The sequence below is a fragment of the uncultured Roseovarius sp. genome (assembly GCF_913054395.1).
Classification (GTDB): Bacteria; Pseudomonadota; Alphaproteobacteria; order Rhodobacterales; family Rhodobacteraceae; genus Roseovarius.
Map to the genome: position 1 here is coordinate 1 of NZ_CAJXIP010000055.1, position 21,770 is coordinate 21,770.

The window sequence follows — 21,770 nt, forward strand, 5'->3', positions numbered from 1 at the left end:
ACCCGCATTGCCCGATCCAGCGATTTTATGGTGTTCTGGCTGGTTTTGTCGTCCCAGTCTCGCGGCCGTCCACGCGCTTTTCTGGGGGCTCCACCGGCATTATCTTGAAAATCCATAAAAACCCACCGCTTTTTCGTGAAAGACAAAATCACTATATGAAAAAAGCAAGTAATTGACAAGTAACAATAATTTCTGAAAACCAAAAAGTGAAATGCGATTTCAAAAAAATTTATCCCAGGAAATGAATGATCTACCTTCTTGGTAACACGGAAGGAGACATCCATGAGCTTTCAAAATCCCGTTTTCATTCCGGGCCCAACCAATATCCCTGAGGCCCTGCACAAAGCCTGCGACATGCCGACCATCGATCACCGGTCTCCGCTGTTTGGACAGATTTTGCACCCCGCCCGCGATGGGGTCCGCAAGGTCCTGAAAAGCGAAAACGCTGAGGTTTTCATTTTCCCCTCGACCGGGACCGGTGGCAGGGAAACGGCCCTGAGCAATTGCCTGTCTGCAGGCGATCAAATCCTGGCGGCCCGCAACGGCATGTTCAGCCACCGCTGGATTGACATGTGTCAACGGCACGGTCTTGAGGTGCAGATCGTCGAAACCCCCTGGGGGGACGGCCTGCCTGCGGATCTCTACGCAGAGATCCTGGCGGCGGACACCCAGCACCAGATCAAGGCGGTTCTGGCCACCCACAACGAGACCGCAACCGGGGTCAAATCCGATATTGCTGCGGTGCGTCGCGCGCTGGACGCCGCCGGTCACCCGGCGCTTTTGATGGTGGATACAATTTCGTCGCTGGCCTCGGTCGAGTTCAAGCACGATGAATGGGGTGTCGATGTCACGGTGTCGGGATCGCAAAAGGGGCTTATGCTGCCGCCGGGCCTGTCGTTCAATGCGATCAGCGACAAGGCGATGAAGGCATCCGAATCCGCGGGTCTCAAGCGTGCCTATTGGAGTTGGGCAGAGATGGCAGGGCCGAACGACACCGGCTATTTCCCCTTCACGCCTGCGACGAACCTGCTTTACGGGCTCAACGAGGCGATTGATATGCTGCATGAAGAGGGGCTTGATAATGTCTTTGCCCGCCATAAACGGCACGGCGCCGCGACCCGCGCCGCGGTTGAGGCCTGGGGCCTTGAGGTGCTCTGCCAGGTGCCGGAACACCGCTCGCCGGTCTTGACGGCGGTGATGGTGCCCGAGGGGCATTCGGCCGATAATTTCCGCGCCGTGACCCTGCGCAATTACGATATGTCGCTTGGCAACGGGTTGTCCAAGGTTGCCGACCGGGTGTTCCGTATCGGGCATCTGGGCGATTTCAACGATCTCATGCTGTGTGGCACCCTGTCAGGCGTCGAGATGGGGCTGCGCGATGCGGGTATCCCCTATCGTGCCGGGGGTGTTCAGGCAGCGCTTGAGGTGCTGGGGCAGAAATTCGACGCGGCGCGCGCTGCGGCCTGACCCGGAAAACAGGGCCGTGCGGGAGGAGGAGCCCGCGCGGCCCGGACATAGAGGAACCTGACGAGACGTAAGATCACCACCGCGTGGCAGGATCGGAAAAAGGCGGAACGCCCACCCGCAATGCCAACGCACCATTCAGATATCCAGGGAGGATCAAAATGAAAAAGACACTTATCGCAACCGCAGTGGCCTCGATGCTTGCCATGCCGGCAATGGCCGCCGATGTGACCATGAAATTCGGCCATGTCGGCGCGCCCGGCTCGCTGTTCGAGGCGACAGTCAACAATTTCGCCGCCTGCGTCGGCGAGAAATCCGGCGGCAAGATCGAGGTGCAGACCTTTGGGTCGTCGCAGCTTGGCAAGGACAAGGAACTGTTGCAAAAGCTCAAGCTGGGGCAGGTCGATTTCGCGCTTCCGTCCTCTGTGATGTCCTCGGTCAGCGATGTGTTCGGCGTCTTCGAAATGCCCTATATCATCAAGGACCGCGACCACATGCGCCGCGTTCAGGGCGCAATGATGGACAAATTCCAAGGTGCGGCGAATGACAATGGCTATCACATTGTCGGGCTGGCCGAGAACGGCTTTCGCCACATCACCAACAACACCCGCCCGATCAACAAGCCCGAAGACCTGCAAGGCGTCAAGCTGCGCACACCGAACGGCGCATGGCGCGTGAAGATGTTCCAGCAATATGGCGCCAACCCGACACCGATGTCCTTTTCCGACGTGTTCACCGCGCTTCAGACCGGCGTGATCGACGGACAGGAAAATCCCTATGCGCAAATCGCATCGGCCAAGTTTCAGGAGGTGCAGAAGTACCTGTCGATCACCGGCCATGTCTATACGCCTGCGTATATCCTTACCTCGTCCAAGACCTTCGCCAAGCAGCCAGCCGATGTCCAGGCGGTGCTGACCGATTGCGCGAACGACACCCAGACGTTTACCTATGAAAAGGCGGCACAGCTTGAAACCGATCTTTTGGCGGTGATCAAGGATGCAGGTGTCGAGGTGAACGAGGCCGACAAGGCCGCCTTCATCGAAGCCTCCAAGCCGATCTACGAAGGCTTTGCCGCCGAAGTTGAAGGCGGTCAGGAGCTGATCGACACGGTTATGGGTCTCGCTCAGTCGAGCTAAGCCGATACTCTCCGGCGGTCCCTGCGCGGGGCCGCCGATTTCCGTTTCCAAGAACCAGACACCCACGGATCAACCTGTCGCGCCCATTCGGGCAGGGCCGTTCCGATGCATGTAAAGAAGGCCAGAATGACCAGTCTGTTACGCGCCAATCGCTTTCTCAGCCGCATTCTTGAAGGCATAACAATCCTGCTGATGGTCGCGCTGACCGTCATCGTGATCGTTGCCGTTCTGGCCCGCCTCATGGGCCAGAGCTTTTCCTGGTACGACGAGGTGGCCGCGATCATGCTGGCCTGGATCACCTATTACGGCTCGGCGCTTGCCGCACTGCATCGCCGCCATATCGGGTTTGATACTGTTCTTCTGGCCTTTCCTCCCCAGGCGCGGCTTGTGGGGGTGCTTGTAGCCGAGGCGCTGGTGCTGGTGTTCTTCATACTGATGGCGCGCGCCGGGCTTCAGGTGCTTGAGGTGCTTGAGGGCGACATGCTTGTGTCGCTGACCTGGGTGCCGGTGCAGTTCACCCAATCGGTGATCCCGATCGGCGCAAGCCTTTTCGTGGTCTGCCAGATCCTGAGCCTGCCCGAATACTGGTCAAAGACCATGCAGGGCATTTCGCTGGAACATGCTGAAATCGAAGAAGAGGTCGAGACCGAACTTCAAAAGAACAAGGATCGCGTCTGATGCTTATGCTTGCCATTTTTATTGCACTGGTCGCGATGATCTGCATCAACGTGCCGATTGCCGTGGCTTTGGCAATGTCGGGCGTGATCGGCCTTTTGGTGACCGAAGGCGCCGATAGCCTGGTGACCATCGCCCTTGATATGTACGACGGATCGACCAAGTTTTCCCTGATTGCGATCCCGATGTTCGTGCTTGCCGGTGCGATCATGAATGCCGGCGGCATCACCGACCGGCTTATCAATTTCGTCTCGGCGATTGTCGGCTTCGTGCGCGGCGGGCTGGCGATGGTGAATATCGGCGTCTCGCTGTTCTTCGCGGAAATCTCGGGCTCTGCGGTGGCGGACGTGGCAGCGATGGGGTCAATCCTGATCCCGCAGATGAAAAAGCGCGGCTATTCCAAGGAACTCTCGGCGGCGGTCACATCGTCTTCGGCCTCGCTGGCGATCATCATCCCGCCGTCAATCCCGATGATCCTTTACGCGGCTTCGGCCAATACCTCTGTGGAACAGCTTTTCGTGGCCGGCGTGGTGCCGGGCCTGTTGGGGGCGGCGGGGCTGATGCTTGTCGCCTATATCTTCGCGCGCCGTTACAACCTTCCGACGGAAGAGGCCTTCAACATGCCCCGCCTGCGCGAGACCTTTGTTGATGCGCTTCCGGCCTTTACCCTTCCGGTGATCATCCTTGGCGGTATCTTTGGCGGTTTTGTCACCGCGACCGAGGGCGCGGGCCTTGCGGTGATTGCCGCGCTTGCGGTGTCGGCCTGGTATCGCAACCTTGACCTTGGCCACCTGCGCCGCGCCATGCTTGACGGTGGCATGCAGACCGCCGTTGTCATGTTGCTGGTTGCCGCCTCGGTCCTGATGGGCGGGTTCCTGACCCGTGCGCAGATCCCGCAGGAGCTTGCCAATGGCATCCTGTCGATCACCGACAAGCAATGGGCGATCCTTCTGATCCTGAACTTTTTCTTCCTGATCATCGGCTTTTTCCTGCACTCGGCTGCGGCGATCATCCTTGTGGTGCCGATCGTCATCCCGTTGATCACGGCCGCCGGGATCGACCCCGTGCATTTCGGCCTCGTGGTCACGCTTAACCTTGCGATTGGCCAGCAAACCCCACCGGTGGCCTCGGTTCTGATCACCTCTTGCGCGGTGGCGCGGGCCAATATCTGGGAGGTGTCCAAGGTCAATATCTGGTTCGTGATGGTGCTCCTGGCGGTGCTGATGCTTTGCACCTATGTACCTTCGGTGCCATTGTTCCTGGTCGAATATTTCTACAGATAAGGCGGCAAGATGAGCGAACTTACCCATGAAATCCGCGACGCGACGCTGTGGATCACCTTTAACCGCCCGCAGGCGCGCAATGCGCTGACGTTTCAAATGTACGAGGGGCTTGCGGATCTCTGTCGCAACGTGCCGACGGACGGAAGCCTGCGTGCCGTGGTTCTGTCCGGTGCCGGTGGGCGGGCCTTTGCGGCGGGCACCGACATGACCCAGTTCCGCACCTTCGACAAGGCACAGGACGCGCTTGATTACGAGGCAAAGATCGGCGCGGTTCTCGAAGCGGTCGAACGTTGTCCGCTGCCGACAGTGGCGGCGCTCAACGGGGCCTGTACCGGGGGCGGCGCGGCGATTGCGGCGGCCTGTGATATCCGCATCGCAAGTGCCAGCCTCAAGTTCGGCTTTCCCATCGCGCGCACCCTTGGCAATTGCCTGGCGGCGGAAAATCTGGCGCGGCTTTCGGCGCTGATGGGCGCCGGGCGCGTGCGCGAGATGATCTTTACCGCGCGGCTTTTGGGCGCAGCCGAAGCGCAGGCCTGTGGCCTTGTCTCCGAAGTGCTTGAGGATGAAGCTGCCCTTATGGCGCGCGCCGAAGCCCTGGCACAGACCCTGGGCGAGATGGCGCCCCTGACCCTGCGCGCCACCAAAGAGGCGATGCGCCGTGTCGGCGCGGTTGCCAAGGTCGAAGATGCCGACCTGATCGAGATGTGTTACATGAGCGAGGATTTCCGCCACGGGATGGAAGCTTTCCTTGCCAAGGAGGCCCCGAAATGGACCGGAAAATAACCCCGCAAGCCAGCGGTCCGCTGGCCGGAATGAAGGTGATCGAGCTGGCCCATATCATGGCCGGTCCGGTCTGTGGCCTGATGCTGGCCGATATGGGCGCGGATGTGATCAAGGTTGAAAAACCCGACGGCGACGACAGCCGCCGCTTTGTGCCCCCCGCCATCGAGGGGGAATCCGCGGCCTATATGATGATGAACCGCAACAAGCGCGGTCTTGCCCTCAACCTCAAGCAACCGGATGCGGTCGAGGCACTGCACCGCCTGCTGGAAGAGGCGGACGTGGTGATCGAAAACTATCGTATGGGTACAATGGAGCGATTGGGCCTTGGCTATGACGAATTGCGCGCGATCAATCCCCGGCTGATCTATTGCGAGATTTCCGGTTTTGGCCGTACTGGCCCGTATGCAGAGCGCGGCGGCTTCGACCTTATTGCGCAGGGCATGTCCGGCCTGATGTCTATCACCGGCGAGGGCCCCGGCCGCCCGCCGGTCAAGACCGGCGCGCCGGTGTCCGATATCACCGCCGGGATAGTTGCGGCGATGGGGGTTTCGGCGGCTTATGCGCGGATGCTTCAGACCGGCGAGGGACAAAAGGTCGATACGTCGCTGTTCGAGGCGGCAATCACCCAGACCTATTGGCAATCGGCGATTGCCTTTGCCACCGGTGTGGCCCCCGGTCCGATGGGCTCGGCGCATCCGCTTAACGGTCCTTATCAGGCGTTTCAAACGGCGGATGGCTGGATCAATGTCGGCGCGGCCAATCAACGCAACTGGCTGCGGTTCCTCGATGTGATCGGCGCGCCCGAATTGAACGACGATCCGCGCTTTGCCTCAAACCACGACCGGATGCAGCATTTGCAGGAACTGGAAGCGATCCTGAACGGGTATTTGCGGCACGAGACCTCTGTGGTCTGGCTTGGGCGGATGGAAATGGCGGGGCTGCCCGCCGGGCCGGTGCTGGATATCCTCGAAATGCAAGCCGATCCGCAGGCGCACGCACGCGACATGATCGTCGAGGTGGATCATCCCGTGGCCGGAACGGTCAAAACCCTTGGCCACCCCATCAAGTTCAGCGATACGCCCGCCAGCATCCGCAGCGCCGCGCCGGTTCTGGGCCAGCATAGCCGCGAGGTACTTGGCGAGGCGGGCTATGACAGCGCCGCTATTGACGCGATGATCGCCGTCGGCGCGGTGATTGCCGCATGAGCGATCTGCTTATCCCCCTGTTGCATGCCGCGCGGGCCGGTGGCCCGAAACTGCCTGACCGGGCGGGTGAGGGGCTTAGCCGCGAACGGGTCTTTGCGGTGCAAGAGGCGCTTGCCGCCACGCTTGGCCCGGTCGGCGGGTTCAAGGTGGCCTGTCCGCCCGATGCGCCGATCATAATCGCGCCGATCTATGCCAGCGATATTCATTCAAGCCCCGCAACCCTTACGCTGCCGGACGATGAAGAGGTCGGGGTCGAGCTTGAATATGCCTTTCGGGTAATCGCCCCTCTGCCGGACCGCAATGCACCGGATTTCGCGGCCCGGCTGCGCTGTTGCGTCGAGTTGCTGCCTGTGTTCGAACTGGTGCGCAGTCGGCTTGAAGACCCCAAAGGTGCCAGCGGCCTTTTGAAGATGCTCGACAATCAGCTTAACGGCGCGGTGGTCTTTGGCGCGCCGATCCGCGACTGGCAGGACATCGACGTCACCCAGGCCACGGCGACCCTGACGATTGGCGATGAGGTACATCTGAGTGGCGCGGCGCGCGTGCCCGGTGGCGATGCCTTCGCGACCCTGCACAAGCTGGCCTTGGCGATCGGTGATCATTGCGGCGGCTTGCAGCCCGGTCAGCTTGTGATTACCGGATCGCTCAACGGCTTGCCCTGGGTCCGGCCCGGTCTTGTGGCACGCGGCGGGATTGCCGGGCTCGGGGCCGTCGAAATGACCCTTCAAGCGGGATCAGAATGACGGCGGCGTACAGGCGCTGATGATCTTGCAGACCACTGTGCCGGGATTGCGGAACCGGTGGGGCAGGCGGCTGTCAAACAGATAACCATCGCCAGGCTTCAAGACCCTGACCTGATCGTCGACGGTAATTTCGATCTGGCCCTCGATCACGATACCGGCCTCTTCGCCCACATGGCTTAGTAATTCCGGCCCGGTGTCGGCGTTCGGCGGATAGGTCTCGTCAAGGATCTGGAGGGCGTGACTGCTGGCATTGCCAAGCTGGCGCAACGATACCGCGGTCAGGCCCGATTGCGGCGCGATCTCGGTAAATTCGTCAGGGCCGTAGAAATATTTGCTGTGCTGGGTTTCTTCTATCGTGGCAAAGAATTCCGCGATGCTCATGGGAATCGCATCCAGCAGGCTTTTGAGCGAGGCGACCGAAGGGCTGGTCTTATTCTGTTCGATAAGCGAGATCGTTCCGTTGGTCAGACCTGCCCGTGCGGCGAGTTCCCGCTGAGACAGACCATGCGCCTTGCGGATTTCCTGAAGCCTGTTGCCGATGTCCACGTTAGAATCCTTCTGCACCTTCGGAATAATCTTTTGCGAGAACAATGTAGTACACCCAGACAGAGGCCGGAACCTCGATTGCCATGAAATGTCACTCATTGCCTGCGTCTGTCGCGGGTCGATAATGCCTTGGTTAAAACGGGATTGACAGGTAAATTAAACGTATTATGAGAATTTTAAACACCCCCATGAACGGGACCGGTGTTCATCTGAACAAGGAGGCATTGATATGTCCAATACCGCAAAGAAAAAGCCCCGCAAGGCCGCTGCCGCGTCCAAGGCCAAGATCTCGATCGTGCGGGATGCCGCGCAGGAGGGGCAAACCAATGCCGCACTCGTGGCGCGCCGCGAGGCTGCTGTGGCGCGTGGTGTGGTCTCTGCTGCGCCGGTCTTTGCAAGCCATGCCGAGAACGCCGAGCTGTGGGATGTTGAAGGCAACCGCTATGTCGATTTCGCTGGCGGGATTGCCGTGCTCAACACCGGACACCGCCACCCCAAGGTGATCGCTGCCGCCAAGGCCCAGGAAGATCACTATACCCATACCAGCTTTCAGGTCGTCCCCTATGAGCCTTATGTCGCTCTGGCCGAAAAGCTGAACGCACTGGCCCCCGGCGATCACGCGAAAAAGTCGCTTTTGGTGACCACCGGTGCCGAAGCCGTCGAAAACGCGGTCAAGATTGCACGTGCGGCCACTGGCCGTCCGGGCGTTATCGCCTTTACCGGCGCGTATCATGGTCGCACCTTGTTGACGCTTGGCATGACCGGCAAGATTTCACCCTATAAAAAGGACGTCGGCCCGTTCCCGGCGGATATCTTCCGCGCGCCGTTCCCGAGTGCGCGCGATGGCATTACCGTGCAGGACGCCCTGACCGGGTTGCAAAACCTGTTCCTGACCGATGCTCAGCCCGAGCGGATTGCCGCGATCATCATCGAACCGGTGCTTGGCGAAGGCGGCTATACGCCGGTACCGTTCGAGATGATGCAGGCGTTGCGCGAGATCTGTGACACCCACGGGATCATGCTGATCGCCGACGAAATTCAGGCCGGTTTCGGGCGCACGGGCACCTGGTTTGCGGTTGAACATTCGGGCGTTGTGCCAGACCTTATTACCGTCGCAAAATCCATGGCCGGCGGCTATCCGATTGCCGGTGTGATTGGCCGCGCCGAGGTGATGGATGCGGTCATTCCGGGGGGTCTTGGCGGGACATATGGCGGCAACCCTGTGGCCTGCGCCGCGGCTCTGGCCGCGATTGAAGCCATCGAGGAAGAAGGCCTTTTGGCCCGCTCCACCGAACTTGGCGAGCATTTCCGCGCCCGCTTTGCCGAGATCGGCGCACGCGTTGCACCCTATCGCATGTGGGACATTCGCGGCCTTGGCGCCATGCTCGCGGTCGAATTCGTCACCGATTTCGACAGCGCCGCGCCCGATGCCGCGCTGACCAAGGCGGTTGTGGCGCATGCCCTGAAACGCGGGCTGATCCTTCTGGCCTGTGGCATGCATGGCAACGCGCTTCGGATCATGGTGCCGCTGACGGCCTCGGATGCCATCATCGAAGAGGGCCTTGCGATCTTTGAGGCCGCCCTTGGCGATGCCATCGCCGAAGTGCAAGTCTGAGCCGGACCAGAACGACGAAAAGGGACGGGCCTTTGCCTGTCCCTTTTTTGGCGGCACGCTTGTCCGCGCCTAGTCTCTCGGCGCGAACTGGTCCGATGTCGCGCGGGCCCATCTTTTGCGGTACCCACCGGGATCATCCTTGCCGTCCTTGAGCAAAATCCCAATCGGAAGCACCGCATGGGCCTCGTCGCCCGTCACCATCTGTGCATCGCTTTGCCGGATCATAAGATGGCGCGGCAGAAACTCGCCCGGATTGGACAGGCCGGCCGCACCGGTCATTTCGCCCAAAGCCGCCAGCGTATTGCGGTGAAAACTTGCGACCCGTTTGCTCTTGCCGACCGGATCAAGTGCCCGCTGGCGCAGCGGATCCTGCGTGGCGACCCCGACGGGACAGTGGTTGGTGTGACAGGCCTGCGCCTGGATACAGCCAATCGCGAACATATAGCCGCGCGCCGAGTTGCACCAGTCGGCCCCGAGCGCCAGCGCGCGGGCGATGTCAAAGGCCGAGACGATCTTGCCTGCCGCCCCAAGCCTGACCTGATCTCGAAGCCCCGCACCGCGCAGCGTGTTGTGCACAAAGGTCAGCCCCTCGACCATCGGCATGCCGACATGATTGGCAAATTCCAGCGGCGCGGCGCCGGTGCCGCCTTCGGTACCGTCAACCACGATGAAATCAGGGGTGAACCCGGTTTCCAGCATCGCCTTGACCATGCACATGAATTCGCGCCGATGACCGATGCAAAGCTTGAACCCGACCGGTTTGCCGCCCGATCGTTCGCGCAGAAGTGCCAGGAACTGCATCATCTCTATGGGCGTGGAAAAGGCGGAATGCGAGGCCGGCGATACGCAATCCTGCCCCATCGGCACGCCGCGCGCCTCGGCGATTTCGGGGCTGATCTTGGAAGCGGGCAACATGCCGCCATGGCCGGGCTTGGCACCCTGGCTTAGCTTCACTTCGATCATCTTGATTTGCGGGCTTGCGGCCTGTTCAGCAAAGCGGTCGGCGTTGAACGTGCCATCTTCGTTGCGACAGCCGAAATAACCAGAGCCGACCTCATAGATCAGGTCTCCGCCGCCCTCGCGGTGATAGCGGCTTACCCCGCCTTCGCCAGTGTCATGGGCAAAGCCGCCGATCTTTGCCCCGGTATTGAGTGCCAGAATGGCATTGGCCGACAGCGCGCCAAAGCTCATCGCAGAGATGTTGTAAATCGAAGCGTCGTAAGGCTGGGCACAGCCAGCGCCACCTATGCGCACGCGAAAATCGGTGTCCTCAAGATGCTTCGGCATCACCGAATGCGTCACCCAGGAATAGCCCGCATCATAAACCCGCATCCTCGTGCCAAAGGGCCGCTTGTCCTCCATCCCCTTGGCGCGCTGATAGACAAGCGAGCGGGCATCGCGGCTAAAGGGTTCTTCATCCTGATCGCTTTCGATCAGATATTGACGAATTTCGGGGCGAATACCCTCGAACAGAAACCGCATGTGACCGATCACCGGATAATTGCGCAGGATCGAATGGCTGTGTTGGGTGACATCAACGATGCCAAGCACGGTCAGTCCCGTGAAAAATGCCAGCGGGATCAGCAGCCAGACCGACCAGAAAAGGCCGATGAGAGACACGACCGCCAGAAACCCCGACAGGGCAAAAGCCGCAAAGCGACCCATTTCATTCAATTTTAGCACGAGGTTGTCCTTTCAGGTTACGCTAACCCATACGACATGAAATCTAAATTTATGACTTACCGAAGTAACAGGACCATCATCGGGCAAGCGCGGCTCAGAACCAAAAAGAATCCGCTCTTTTCGGTGATTTTCGTCAAAACAGAGTGGGGGCCCCCCGCAAAATTCCGCCCCGAAGGCATCGAAAAAATAGGAATCCGCCCATGTGTAGGGCTTGGTTCAGACGAAATTGAAAGGCCGCAATGAGAATCGAATCTGCGTCTTTGCGGTCGGGTTCGCCTAAGTCATCGCCATGTATATCAGAATCAAGCGCGTCGAAAATTTCAACCGGCCTGGCCGTTTCCCGCCGTTCAATTAATTCACCAGCCCGTTCCCGCAGCCCTTCTTTTTCCTGTCGATTGACCGCTCAGGGTAACAATGCCCGGTGCCGGGCGCCGCGTTCCTAGACGCAACCGCAGGCCCTTCTTGCATGGCTTTACCTGTCGTCACATTCTCCAAACGCGCAACGCACCCTAGTCGCCGCCGAGGGGCGATACAGGCATACTCAGATGTTACTTATTAATATTAATCAGAAATTCATCTTAAGATATGAGGGGCTTGACTGACGCGTTGGTCTTGTCGGCGGTCGCTGATGACTCCGGCGCGAACCGGTCGCGCGGGGCTACTCCAGGACCAGAACCCGAGCGCGCTTTCATACAGTCTTGTGCCATTTGAACGAGCGGTCGCCAGTTACATATGGCACCCCTTGATGAATAATCCATAAGGCATATGCTGAAAATAATAAACACCAGTACCCTCTTGATAAGAAGCGAAAACAGTGCAGACTGTTTCAATCAGACGGAGAAAGACCCCAGGAGGGCCGCATGCATGGGCACTCTGTCTGAACGCCATTTTGCGCTTGCGAGACGGTGGCGTATGGTTCGAACGTACACAGGTTTCGGCGCAAGACTGAAATAAATGAGACCGACCCATAAGATCGGCAACCTAAATCAAACAACAGGGAGACTGTCATGAAACTCTTCAAATCCATTGCCTTCGCTGGCGCCATGCTGGCCGGTACGGCAAGTTTCGCACAGGAAAAGTTCATCACCATCGGCACCGGCGGGCAAACCGGCGTCTATTTCGTTGTCGGTCAGTCAATCTGTCGTCTGGTGAACCGCACCACGGCGGAAACCAACCTCAAGTGCACGGCTCCGTCGACCGGCGGCTCGATCGCCAATATCAACGCCATCAAGGCGGGTGACATGGATATGGGCGTGGCGCAGTCCGACTGGCAATATCACGCCTATAACGGCACCTCTAAATTCGAAGGAGATGCCTTTACCGACGAACGCGCCGTGTTCTCGGTTCACGGCGAGCCGTTTACCGTGATTGCACGCGCAGATTCCGGCATCACCACCTTTGCGGATCTCAAGGGCAAGCGCGTCAACATCGGCAACCCCGGTTCGGGTCAGCATGCTACCATGCAGGTCGTGATGAACGCGCTTGGCTGGACGACGGATGATTTCGCCCTCGCCTCGGAACTAAAGCCCGCCGAACAGGCTGCCGCGCTAGGTGATAACAAGGTTGACGCGATCATCTATACGGTTGGCCATCCCAATGGCTCGATCCAAGAGGCCGTTTCGACCGTCGATGCGGTTCTGGTCCCGGTAACCGGCCCCGAAATCGACAAGCTGATCGCGGATAATCCGTTCTACGCTGCGGCCACGGTGCCCGGCGGCATGTACGAAGGCTCGCCCAACGACACCAACACCTTTGGCGTGAAGGCAACATTCGTGACCTCGGCGAAGGTTGATGACGAGGTGGTCTATCAGGTTGTTAAAGCTGTCTTTGACAATTTCGATCGGTTCAAGCGCCTGCACCCGGCGTTCGAGAACCTGAAGGAAGAAGACATGATCAGCGCCGGCCTCTCGGCGCCGCTGCATGACGGTGCCGTCCGCTATTACAAAGAGCGTGGCTGGCAGTAAGGCAGGATTGCCTTTGAACACCTGAACAATCGGTGCGGCGGACGGGTTTTGCCGCACCGGGCCTCAAGGCACAGCAATCAAGCGCCCGATGTTAGGGCCGCGGGGGACTGATATGTCGGACAATCCAAATCAGCAGCAGCAAGCACCAGATCGTGGCGGCCTTTCGCAGGCCGAACTTGACGCCCTTGTCGCGTCCTCTGATACGGGCGGGCGGGGGACCACAGGCACCGTAGGCATCTTTTTGACCTGCGTCGCCCTTGCCTGGTCTCTTTTTCAGCTTTGGATTGCCTCGCCCATTCCATTTATCGTCGGCTGGGGCGTGTTCAACGACACTGAAAGCCGCTCGATCCACCTTGCCTTTGCAATTTTCCTCGCTTTCGCGGCCTTTCCCGCGGCGCGCAGCAAGTTTCAGCTGGGCCTTGGCGTCGTCGTACCGGTAGTCTTGGCGTTTCTGTTCATGGTCGGCGCCAAGGAAAATGCGTCAACATGGTGGATCCCGCTGGTTGCCGCAGCCCTTGTGTTGGCCATCCTGTTGGGGTCGCCAAAAGATCGCGTGCCGATCTGGGAATGGGCCCTTGGCATTATCGGCGCGATTGCGGCGCTTTATCTCTATGCGTATTACCGGGATATTTCCGGCCGCGTTGGCGCCCCGATCCTTCAGGATTTCGTGATCGCCGTGATCGGCCTTATGCTCTTGCTCGAGGCCACGCGCCGTGCGCTTGGACCGGCCCTGATGATCGTCGCCTCGGTGTTTCTCGTCTACACCGTGCTTGGCCCCTATATGCCCAGCATCATCGCCCACAAGGGCAACAGCCTGGCGGAAATCGTGAACCACCAGTGGATCACCACCGAAGGCGTGTTCGGCATCGCATTGGGTGTCTCGACATCTTTTGTCTTTCTGTTCGTCCTGTTCGGATCGCTTCTCGACCGGGCAGGGGCCGGCAACTATTTCATTCAGGTTGCCTTCAGCCTGATGGGCCACATGAAGGGTGGCCCCGCCAAGGCAGCGGTCGTTTCTTCGGCAATGACCGGGCTTATTTCCGGCTCGTCGATTGCCAACGTCGTGACCACCGGAACCTTTACCATCCCGCTGATGAAGAAGGTCGGGTTCAGTTCCGAAAAGGCCGGCGCTGTCGAGGTTGCCAGCTCTGTCAACGGTCAGATCATGCCACCCGTGATGGGCGCGGCGGCGTTCCTGATGGTGGAATATGTCGGCATTCCTTATTTTGACGTGGTAAAACACGCCTTTCTGCCCGCCGTAATCAGCTATATCGCGCTTGTCTATATCGTGCATCTCGAGGCCCTCAAGGCCGGCATGCAAGGCCTTCCGCGCGCCTATACGCCCAAGCCGATCGTACAGCGCCTGATTGGCATAGCCTTTAGCGTTGCCGCGATCTGTGCGCTGTCCTTTGCGGTCTATTACGGCATGGGCTGGATCCGTCCGGCCTTTCCGAATGCGGCGGGTTATATCATTTTCGTCTTCCTGACGCTGGTCTATGTGGGCCTGCTTTATGTCGCCTCCAAGGAAGAACCGCTTGAGCTTGACGACCCCAATGCGCCGGTGACCGCGCTGCCCCTGCCGGGGCCGACGGTCCGATCGGGGCTGCATTTCGTCCTGCCGGTCGTTGTGCTGGTCTGGGCGCTTATGGTGGATCGCCTGTCCCCCGGTCTCTCGGCATTCTGGGCGACGGCCTATATGGTGTTCATCCTGCTGACCCAACGCCCGCTGACCGCGATCATGCGCGGTGAAGGCAAGATCGGCAATACCGTCGCGCAGGGTGTGAAAGACCTGATTGACGGGCTTGAGACCGGCGCGCGCAACATGATCGGTATCGGCATCGCCACCGCTACCGCGGGTATCATTGTCGGCGCGGTAAGCCAGACCGGCGTTGGCTCGGCGCTTGCCGATGTGGTCGAGGTCCTGTCTGGTGGCAATATCCTTGCCATTCTGTTCCTGACCGCGATCCTGTCGCTGATCCTTGGCATGGGCCTGCCGACCACGGCGAACTATATCGTCGTATCGGCCCTTCTCGCCCCGGTCATCGTCACCCTTGGCCAGCAAAACGGGCTTATCGTGCCGCTGATCGCCGTGCATCTCTTTGTGTTCTACTTCGGGATCATGGCCGATGTGACCCCCCCCGTCGGCCTTGCAAGCTTTGCCGCCGCCGCCGTGTCAGGCGGCGATCCGATCAGGACCGGGGTGGTGGCGTTCTTTTATTCGCTGCGCACCGCCGCCTTGCCGTTCCTGTTCATCTTCAACACCGAATTGCTGTTGATTGATGTGACATGGGTGCAGGGGATATTCGTCTTCGTCATCGCAACGATTGCCATGCTCTTGTTCGCGGCGGCAACCCAGGGGTGGTTCATTGCGAGAAACCGCATTTACGAAACGCTCGCGCTGTTGCTGATTGCCTTCACGCTGTTCCGTCCGGGGTTCTGGATGGACATGGTGGCGCCACCCTATAGTGAGGAAAACCCGGCCGAGATCGCCGCTGCGGCGATGGCAACACCTGTGGGCGAAGACCTGCGGCTTCGGGTGGCGGGGGTGAACGACCTTGGCGACCCGATCGAGTTCGTCGCCATCCTGCCGATCAAAGAGGGGGCAACCGGTGAGGAGCGGCTGACCAATGCCGGGCTGTTGTTCCGCGACGAGGGCGGCACGCTTTTCATTGACGACGTGACCTTTGGCAGCGCGGCGGAAAGTGCCGGTCTCGATTGGGATCAAGAGGTATTGCGCGTGCTGCGACCTATAGATCAGCCCAGCAAATACCTGATGTTCATTCCCGCGCTCTTGCTTTTGGGCCTTGTCGTGTTCCTTCAGCGGGGTCGCAATGCCCGCAGCCCCCGCAAATCAGCTGCCGCCTGAGGAGAGAGACCATGTTCAATACAGTGCTGCTCACCATCGACCTGAATGCCCCCGCGTCCTGGCAAAAGGCCCTTCCTCAGGCGGTCGAGCTTGTGCGCGCCTCTAAGGGCAAGTTGCATATCATGTCTGTCGTGCCCGACATGGGCACGCCGCTTGTCGAAGGCTTCTTCCCCGAGGATTTCGAGACAAGGGCGATTGCCGCCGCAAACACCGCGCTGAACAATCTGGTTCTTGCCGAAGTTCCAGAGGATGTTGCCGTGAAACAGCACCTCGCCTTTGGCAAGATTCACAAGAAGGTTCTGAAGACGATCGAGGAAACAAAATGCGATCTGGTAATCATGGCCTCGCATAAACCCGACCGTGTGCGCGAGTTTCTTGTCGGCTCGAATGCTGATAGGATCGTGCGCAGATCACCCGTTTCCGTTTTGGTGGTAAGGGCGTAATAGGTGGTCAAAGCAGAGATTCCTTGTGCCCGCTCCGGGCCGCTCTGCCAGCACGGAGAGCTGACATTATGACCCCTTTCGCAATTGCCGGCGTACAGATGTACGTCAACGCCCTGCAACCGAACGTAGAAGGGATGCTTCATCGTCTTGACGTTCTCATGGCACGGTTTCCCTGGACGCAAATGGTGGTTTTCAGCGAACTTTCGCCGTTTGGTCCGCTCGACGAATATGCCTTGCCCCACGAGAACGACGTGATTGATCAGTTCTGCGAGGCAGCGCGGCGTTACAAGATATGGCTTATCCCCGGCTCGATGTTTCTGACTTCGCCGGTCGACGGGCGGATCTACAACACGTCGCTGGTGATCAATCCCGATGGCGACGTGATCCGTCGCTATGCCAAGATGTTCCCCTTCCTGCCCTACGAGGCGGGGATTGCGGCGGGCACCGAATTCTGCGTCTTCGATGTGCCGGAGGTGGGCCGCTTTGGTCTGTCGATCTGTTACGACATGTGGTTCCCGGAAACCACCCGAGAGCTGACAAGTCAGGGCGTCGAAGTGCTGCTTCATCCGGTTCTGACCGGGACCACCGACCGCGACGCCGAGCTTGCCATCGCGCGCGCCACGGCGGCACAGTTTCAATGCTATGTGTTTGACGTGAACGGCCTTGGCGCCGGCGGCGTCGGCAAATCACTGGTGGTCGATCCGACATCGCTTGTGCTGCACCAGTCGGCGGGACAAGAGGACATGTTCCCGATCGAGGTCGATCTTTCGATGGTGCGCCGCCAACGCGAAACCGGGATGAAAGGCCTGGGGCAGGTGCTTAAAAGCTTCCGCGACCGGTCGGTCGATTTCTCGGTTTATGACCGCAACAGCGGCACCGACGATTACCTTCGAACCCTTGGACCGCTTGAAATTCCCCAACAGGGATCGCGCGCCGGGTTGCATGTGGATGTGCCCGCCGATGCAGAGGCCGAGGAACGCAATCACAAGCGCGCGCTTGGATATGGAACGACCCCTTTCGAGGGCAGGACAACAGTAGGCTAGGACGCAAGGCTTCGGGCGGCCATTGCCCGTGATCCATTCATCGCGTTCCGGCCGGACAACCGGGAGAAAGATTGATGGATTCTGTAAGCGACTATTATTCCGCAACGCAGCTTCGCTCTGACCGGTGGAGTGCGTTGCGAGAGGCCACGACCTCGATATGCAGGGAACGGGACGCAAAGAAGATTCCCGCCCTCAGGACGCGGATCAACGAGCTTTTCGACGCCCTCGCCCTGATCGAACCTTATTGGGCCTTTCCCGGCATGGCGGCCTTTGATCACATGCGCCGTCAGTTCGAGCATGGCAATTTCGAAGATCTTTCGTTTGGCGTGCACCGGGTGACCCGCGCGCTGACCACCGGGGCGTACCGGCGCCGCACGATCCCGCTTGATCGCGACAGCCTTGACGATGAGGAACATAACGACGAGGCGATGCTATCGCCCGAGGCCCGCGCCATGGCACGCCCCTATTTCGAGGTGCTGATTGTCGACAATGTCAGCGAACAACAGGAACGATGGCTCAGGTCCAACGTCACCCGCATGCGCCGCCCCGAGGATCCGTTCCACTATGAGGCGGTCGTGGTGCCAAGCCTGGAAGACGCGCTTATCGCGGTGCTGTTCAATCACAACATCCAGGCGATCGTGGTGCGCCCCGGTCTGGTTCTGAAGTCAAAGAACGAAAACGAAATTCTCAGCAAATACCTCAGCAACGCCAGCGGCGCCGACGAACTTGAGGCGCTGTTGCCCGAGAACTACGGCCCCGAACTCTGCCGCCTGATTGACCGGGTCCGCCCCGAGCTTGACGCTTATCTTGTCACCGAACGCTCGGTCGAGGATATCGCCGGGCTGGATCTTGGAATTTGCCGTAGAGTCTTCTACAATCAGGAAGACTTCATGGAGTTGCACCTCAATATCCTGCGCGGGGTCGAGGCACGCAACAAGACGCCGTTCTTTACCGCGCTGGTGAACTATTCCAAACAGCCGACCGGCGTGTTTCACGCAATGCCGATCAGCCGCGGCAAATCCATCACCCGCAGCCATTGGATTCAGGATATGGGCGCGTTTTACGGCCCAAACATCTTTCTGGCAGAGACCTCGGCCACCTCTGGCGGGCTTGATAGCCTTCTGGAACCGCACGGACCCATCAAGGAAGCACAGGAACTCGCCAGCCGGGCATTCGGGTCGAAACAGACCTTCTTTGCCACCAACGGCACCTCGACCTGCAACAAGATCGTAGTGCAGGCGCTTGTGCGCCCCGGCGATATCGTACTGATCGACCGCGATTGCCACAAATCGCACCACTACGGCATGGTATTGGCCGGTGCCGAGGTGGTTTATCTCGATAGTTACCCGCTCAATGAATATTCGATGTATGGTGCGGTGCCGCTGCGCGAGATCAAACATCAGCTTCTGGCGCTCAAGGCCGCCGGTAAACTTGAGCGCGTGCGCATGCTCTTGCTGACCAACTGTACCTTTGACGGGCTGGTATATAATGTCGAGCGCGTGATGGAGGAATGTCTGGCGATCAAGCCCGACCTTGTGTTCCTCTGGGATGAGGCCTGGTTTGCCTTTGCTCGCTTCAGCCCGACCTATCGTCAACGTACGGCCATGCGCACCGCCAACAACCTGCGCCGCCGCCTGCGCACCGATGCGCACCGTCGTACCTATGAGGCCCAGCAAGAGGCGCTTGCCGATGAGCCCGATGAAACATGGCTTGAAACCCGCCTTGTCGCCCCGCCCGGCGCGCGCATAAGGGTCTATGCCACCCAATCGACGCATAAAACGCTGACCTCTTTGCGGCAGGGGTCGATGATCCACGTCAACGATCAGGACTTCAAAGGCGAGGTCGAGCAATCGTTCCACGAAGCCTATATGACGCATACGTCAACCTCGCCCAACTATCAGATCATCGCCTCGCTCGATGTCGGGCGCCGCCAAGTGGAACTTGAAGGCTTTGAATTCGTCCAGCGCCAGATCGAGGCGGCGATGTCGATGCGCAAGGCGATAAGCACCCATCCCCTGTTGCAAAAGTATTTCAAGGTGCTGACCGCCGGCGACATGATCCCCGAGCATCACCGCCAAAGCGGCGTCACCAGCTATTTCGACAATGAACAGGGCTGGACCGATATGTGGGATTGCTGGGAGCAGGATGATTTCGTGCTTGATGCCACCCGTGTCACCCTTGCCGTTGGCGGAACCGGTTGGGATGGCGATACCTTCAAGACCGATATCCTGATGGACAAATACGGCATTCAGATCAACAAGACCTCGCGCAATACCGTGTTGTTCATGACCAATATCGGCACCACGCGATCGTCGGTGGCCTATCTGATCGAGGTGCTGGTCGAAATAGCCAAGGACCTTGACGACCTGCTTGACGATGCCTCGAACATGGAGCGGATGGCGTTTGACCGCCGGGTGAAAAACCTGACCGAGAATTACCCGCCCCTGCCGGATTTCAGCCGCTTTCACGATGCGTTCCGCCCCGACGACCTTACGCCAGAGGGCGATATCAGGACCGCCTATTACCTGAGTTATGACTTGAACAACTGTGATTATCTGGAATTGGACGGATCTCTCAAGGACGCGCTTGAAGCCGGGCAAGAAGTGGTTTCGGCCAGCTTTATCATCCCCTATCCGCCGGGGTTTCCTATTTTGGTGCCCGGACAGGTGATCAGCAAGGAAATCCTTGCCTTCATGCGCGCGCTCGACGTCAATGAAATTCATGGCTACCGCGCCGATCTTGGTTTGCGCGTTTTCACACCAGAGGCCCTGGCGGCCTTGCCCAAGGCCAAAACCATCAAGACTGCAGCCGAATAAGGAAGGGAAAACATCATGGCAACTGTGCTTAAGAATATCTCGGAAATCCGCCGGTTCTTTCATCGCAACGAAGACCCGATTTACTTTATTTCGGCAACGAACTTTAACCTCCTCGGGCTTGATGAGTGGGTGAAGAACTTCAAATACATCTGCTATATCGACTGTTACGGCGGCAAGCATCCGAACGTGTTCTGCCCGTCGGAACAGCCCCACGCCGAATTCCAGTCGATCGAGGATATCAACAACTACCTGTTGCAGCACAAAGAGGTGATTGATTTCATCAAGCGGCGCGGCGGCAAGCCCAAATTTGTCTTTCTGATGTTCGACGAGGAAACCGAGCGTCTGTCCAAGGAACTTGGCGCCGAGGTCTGGTTCCCCAAGGCCGGGCTGCGCACCCAGATGGACAACAAGATCGAAACCGTCCGTATCGGAAACAAGGCCGGTGTTCCTTCGGTGCCCAATGTGCTGGCCGAAGTGAAATCCTATGAGGATTTGCAAAAGACCTGTGAAAAGGCCGGGATCGGTCATGATCTGGTGTTGCAATCGGCCTTTGGCGATAGCGGGCACACAACCTTCTTCATCAAGTCCGAGGCCGATTTTAGACGCCACGAACATGAGATCGTCGGCGAGGGTGAGATCAAGATCATGAAGCGGATTGATTGCCGGGGGTCCGCAATCGAGGCCTGCGCCACCAAGGAAGGCACCATCGTCGGCCCGCTGATGACCGAACTTGTCGGCTTCAAGGAGTTGACGCCCTATCGTGGCGGCTGGTGCGGCAACGAGATCCTCGCCACCGCCTTTCCGCCCAAGGTCCGCGAGAAGGCGCGCGATCTGACCTTCAAATTCGGCGAACAGCTTCGCAAAGAGGGCTATCGCGGCTATTTCGAGCTGGATTTCCTGATCGACAAGAAAACCGGCGATCTTTGGCTGGGCGAACTGAACCCGCGCATCACCGGGGCGTCGTCGATGACCAACCACGCCGCCTTTGCCCATGCGGATGCGCCTTTGTTCCTGTTCCACCTGCTGGAATTTTCCAGGAAGAAATTCAATCTTGATGTGGACGAGCTGAACAACAGGTGGGCCAATCCCGACATGATCGACAGCTGGTCGCAGATGGTGATCAAACACACCGAGGATAGCGTCGATATCTGCACAGATGCGCCCGAAACCGGCATCTACAAAATGCTCGAGGATGGCCATGTTGTCTTTGACCGCTTCGATTATCACCGCCGCGCGGTTGAATCGGAAAACGAGGCCTTCTTCCTGCGTATCCTTCAGCCCGGCGATTACCGTTATGAGGGCGCCGATATCGGTATTCTGGTGACGCGCGGGCGGTCTATGACCAAGAGCTTTCAGTTGAATGAACGCGCCAAGAAATGGATTCACGGCATCAAGAAGACCGTTGCAGGCAAACCCTTGCCGGTGGCAAATGCGGGGCCTGCGCTGGCGGATCCGGCGTTCAAGATCATGTAAGGAAGTTGCGATGCTCTGGCGCGCATTAAGCG

Annotated in this window: 16 protein-coding genes; 14 read left to right on the forward strand and 2 right to left on the reverse strand. The window is 59.0% G+C overall.

Features of this window, described 5'->3' with window-relative positions; translation table 11 throughout:
* Positions 1–282 precede the first annotated feature (282 nt).
* The 7 genes from QZ522_RS09480 to QZ522_RS09510 all read left to right on the forward strand — a co-directional run bounded on the left by QZ522_RS09480 (position 283) and on the right by QZ522_RS09510 (position 7,289).
* Positions 283–1,467: an aminotransferase class V-fold PLP-dependent enzyme gene (locus QZ522_RS09480; protein WP_294610312.1), complete on the forward strand. Its 1,185-nt coding sequence runs from the start codon at positions 283–285 to the stop codon at positions 1,465–1,467.
* Between the two features lie 158 nt (positions 1,468–1,625).
* A complete protein-coding gene (locus QZ522_RS09485; protein WP_294610315.1) occupies positions 1,626–2,600 on the forward strand; it encodes a TRAP transporter substrate-binding protein in 975 nt (324 codons plus the stop codon).
* A 126-nt stretch (positions 2,601–2,726) separates the two neighbouring features.
* Positions 2,727–3,278, forward strand: coding sequence for a TRAP transporter small permease (locus tag QZ522_RS09490; RefSeq protein WP_294610317.1), 552 nt, complete (start codon positions 2,727–2,729; stop codon positions 3,276–3,278).
* Positions 3,278–4,558, forward strand: a complete 1,281-nt coding sequence (locus QZ522_RS09495) for a TRAP transporter large permease (protein WP_294610320.1) — start codon at positions 3,278–3,280, stop codon at positions 4,556–4,558. The genes QZ522_RS09490 and QZ522_RS09495 overlap by 1 nt, the downstream gene beginning before the upstream one ends.
* 9 nt (positions 4,559–4,567) lie before the next feature.
* Positions 4,568–5,341, forward strand: coding sequence for an enoyl-CoA hydratase (locus QZ522_RS09500; protein WP_294610323.1), 774 nt, complete (start codon positions 4,568–4,570; stop codon positions 5,339–5,341).
* Positions 5,326–6,546 (forward strand): CoA transferase, encoded by a 1,221-nt coding sequence (locus tag QZ522_RS09505; RefSeq protein ID WP_294610325.1) that lies wholly within the window; start codon positions 5,326–5,328, stop codon positions 6,544–6,546. The genes QZ522_RS09500 and QZ522_RS09505 overlap by 16 nt, the downstream gene beginning before the upstream one ends.
* Positions 6,543–7,289: a 2-keto-4-pentenoate hydratase gene (locus QZ522_RS09510; protein ID WP_294610328.1), complete on the forward strand. Its 747-nt coding sequence runs from the start codon at positions 6,543–6,545 to the stop codon at positions 7,287–7,289. The genes QZ522_RS09505 and QZ522_RS09510 overlap by 4 nt, the downstream gene beginning before the upstream one ends.
* On the opposite strand, the gene QZ522_RS09515 is transcribed toward QZ522_RS09510, so the two are convergent.
* A complete protein-coding gene (locus tag QZ522_RS09515; protein ID WP_294610331.1) occupies positions 7,281–7,835 on the reverse strand; it encodes a cupin domain-containing protein in 555 nt (184 codons plus the stop codon). The genes QZ522_RS09510 and QZ522_RS09515 overlap by 9 nt on opposite strands.
* A 229-nt stretch (positions 7,836–8,064) precedes the next feature.
* Between QZ522_RS09515 and gabT the strand changes: the two genes are divergently transcribed.
* Positions 8,065–9,450 carry a 4-aminobutyrate--2-oxoglutarate transaminase gene (gene gabT / locus QZ522_RS09520; protein WP_294610334.1) on the forward strand — a complete coding sequence of 462 codons (1,386 nt, stop codon included), beginning with the start codon at positions 8,065–8,067 and terminating at the stop codon, positions 9,448–9,450.
* Between the two features lie 69 nt (positions 9,451–9,519).
* Here the strand turns inward: gabT and QZ522_RS09525 are convergent, their stop codons facing one another.
* Positions 9,520–11,115, reverse strand: a complete 1,596-nt coding sequence (locus QZ522_RS09525) for an FMN-binding glutamate synthase family protein (RefSeq protein WP_294610352.1) — start codon at positions 11,113–11,115, stop codon at positions 9,520–9,522.
* A 1,025-nt stretch (positions 11,116–12,140) separates the two neighbouring features.
* Between QZ522_RS09525 and QZ522_RS09530 the strand changes: the two genes are divergently transcribed.
* The 6 genes from QZ522_RS09530 to QZ522_RS09555 all read left to right on the forward strand — a co-directional run bounded on the left by QZ522_RS09530 (position 12,141) and on the right by QZ522_RS09555 (position 21,738).
* The gene (locus QZ522_RS09530) at positions 12,141–13,097 is read left to right on the forward strand and encodes a TAXI family TRAP transporter solute-binding subunit (RefSeq protein ID WP_294610337.1); all 957 of its coding nucleotides are present in this window, start codon (positions 12,141–12,143) and stop codon (positions 13,095–13,097) included.
* Positions 13,098–13,209: 112 nt separating this feature from the next.
* On the forward strand, positions 13,210–15,963 hold the full coding sequence (locus QZ522_RS09535) for a TRAP transporter permease (protein ID WP_294610340.1): 2,754 nt from the start codon (positions 13,210–13,212) through the stop codon (positions 15,961–15,963).
* An 11-nt stretch (positions 15,964–15,974) separates the two neighbouring features.
* Entirely contained in the window at positions 15,975–16,406 is a 432-nt protein-coding gene (locus tag QZ522_RS09540) for a universal stress protein (protein WP_294610343.1), read from the forward strand.
* 68 nt (positions 16,407–16,474) lie between these two features.
* Complete coding sequence (locus QZ522_RS09545) at positions 16,475–17,449, forward strand: carbon-nitrogen hydrolase family protein (protein ID WP_294610346.1); 975 nt, start codon at positions 16,475–16,477, stop codon at positions 17,447–17,449.
* Between the two features lie 74 nt (positions 17,450–17,523).
* Positions 17,524–20,265: an aminotransferase class I/II-fold pyridoxal phosphate-dependent enzyme gene (locus tag QZ522_RS09550; protein WP_294610349.1), complete on the forward strand. Its 2,742-nt coding sequence runs from the start codon at positions 17,524–17,526 to the stop codon at positions 20,263–20,265.
* Positions 20,266–20,277: 12 nt separating this feature from the next.
* Positions 20,278–21,738: a biotin carboxylase gene (locus QZ522_RS09555; protein WP_294610354.1), complete on the forward strand. Its 1,461-nt coding sequence runs from the start codon at positions 20,278–20,280 to the stop codon at positions 21,736–21,738.
* Positions 21,739–21,770 lie beyond the last annotated feature (32 nt).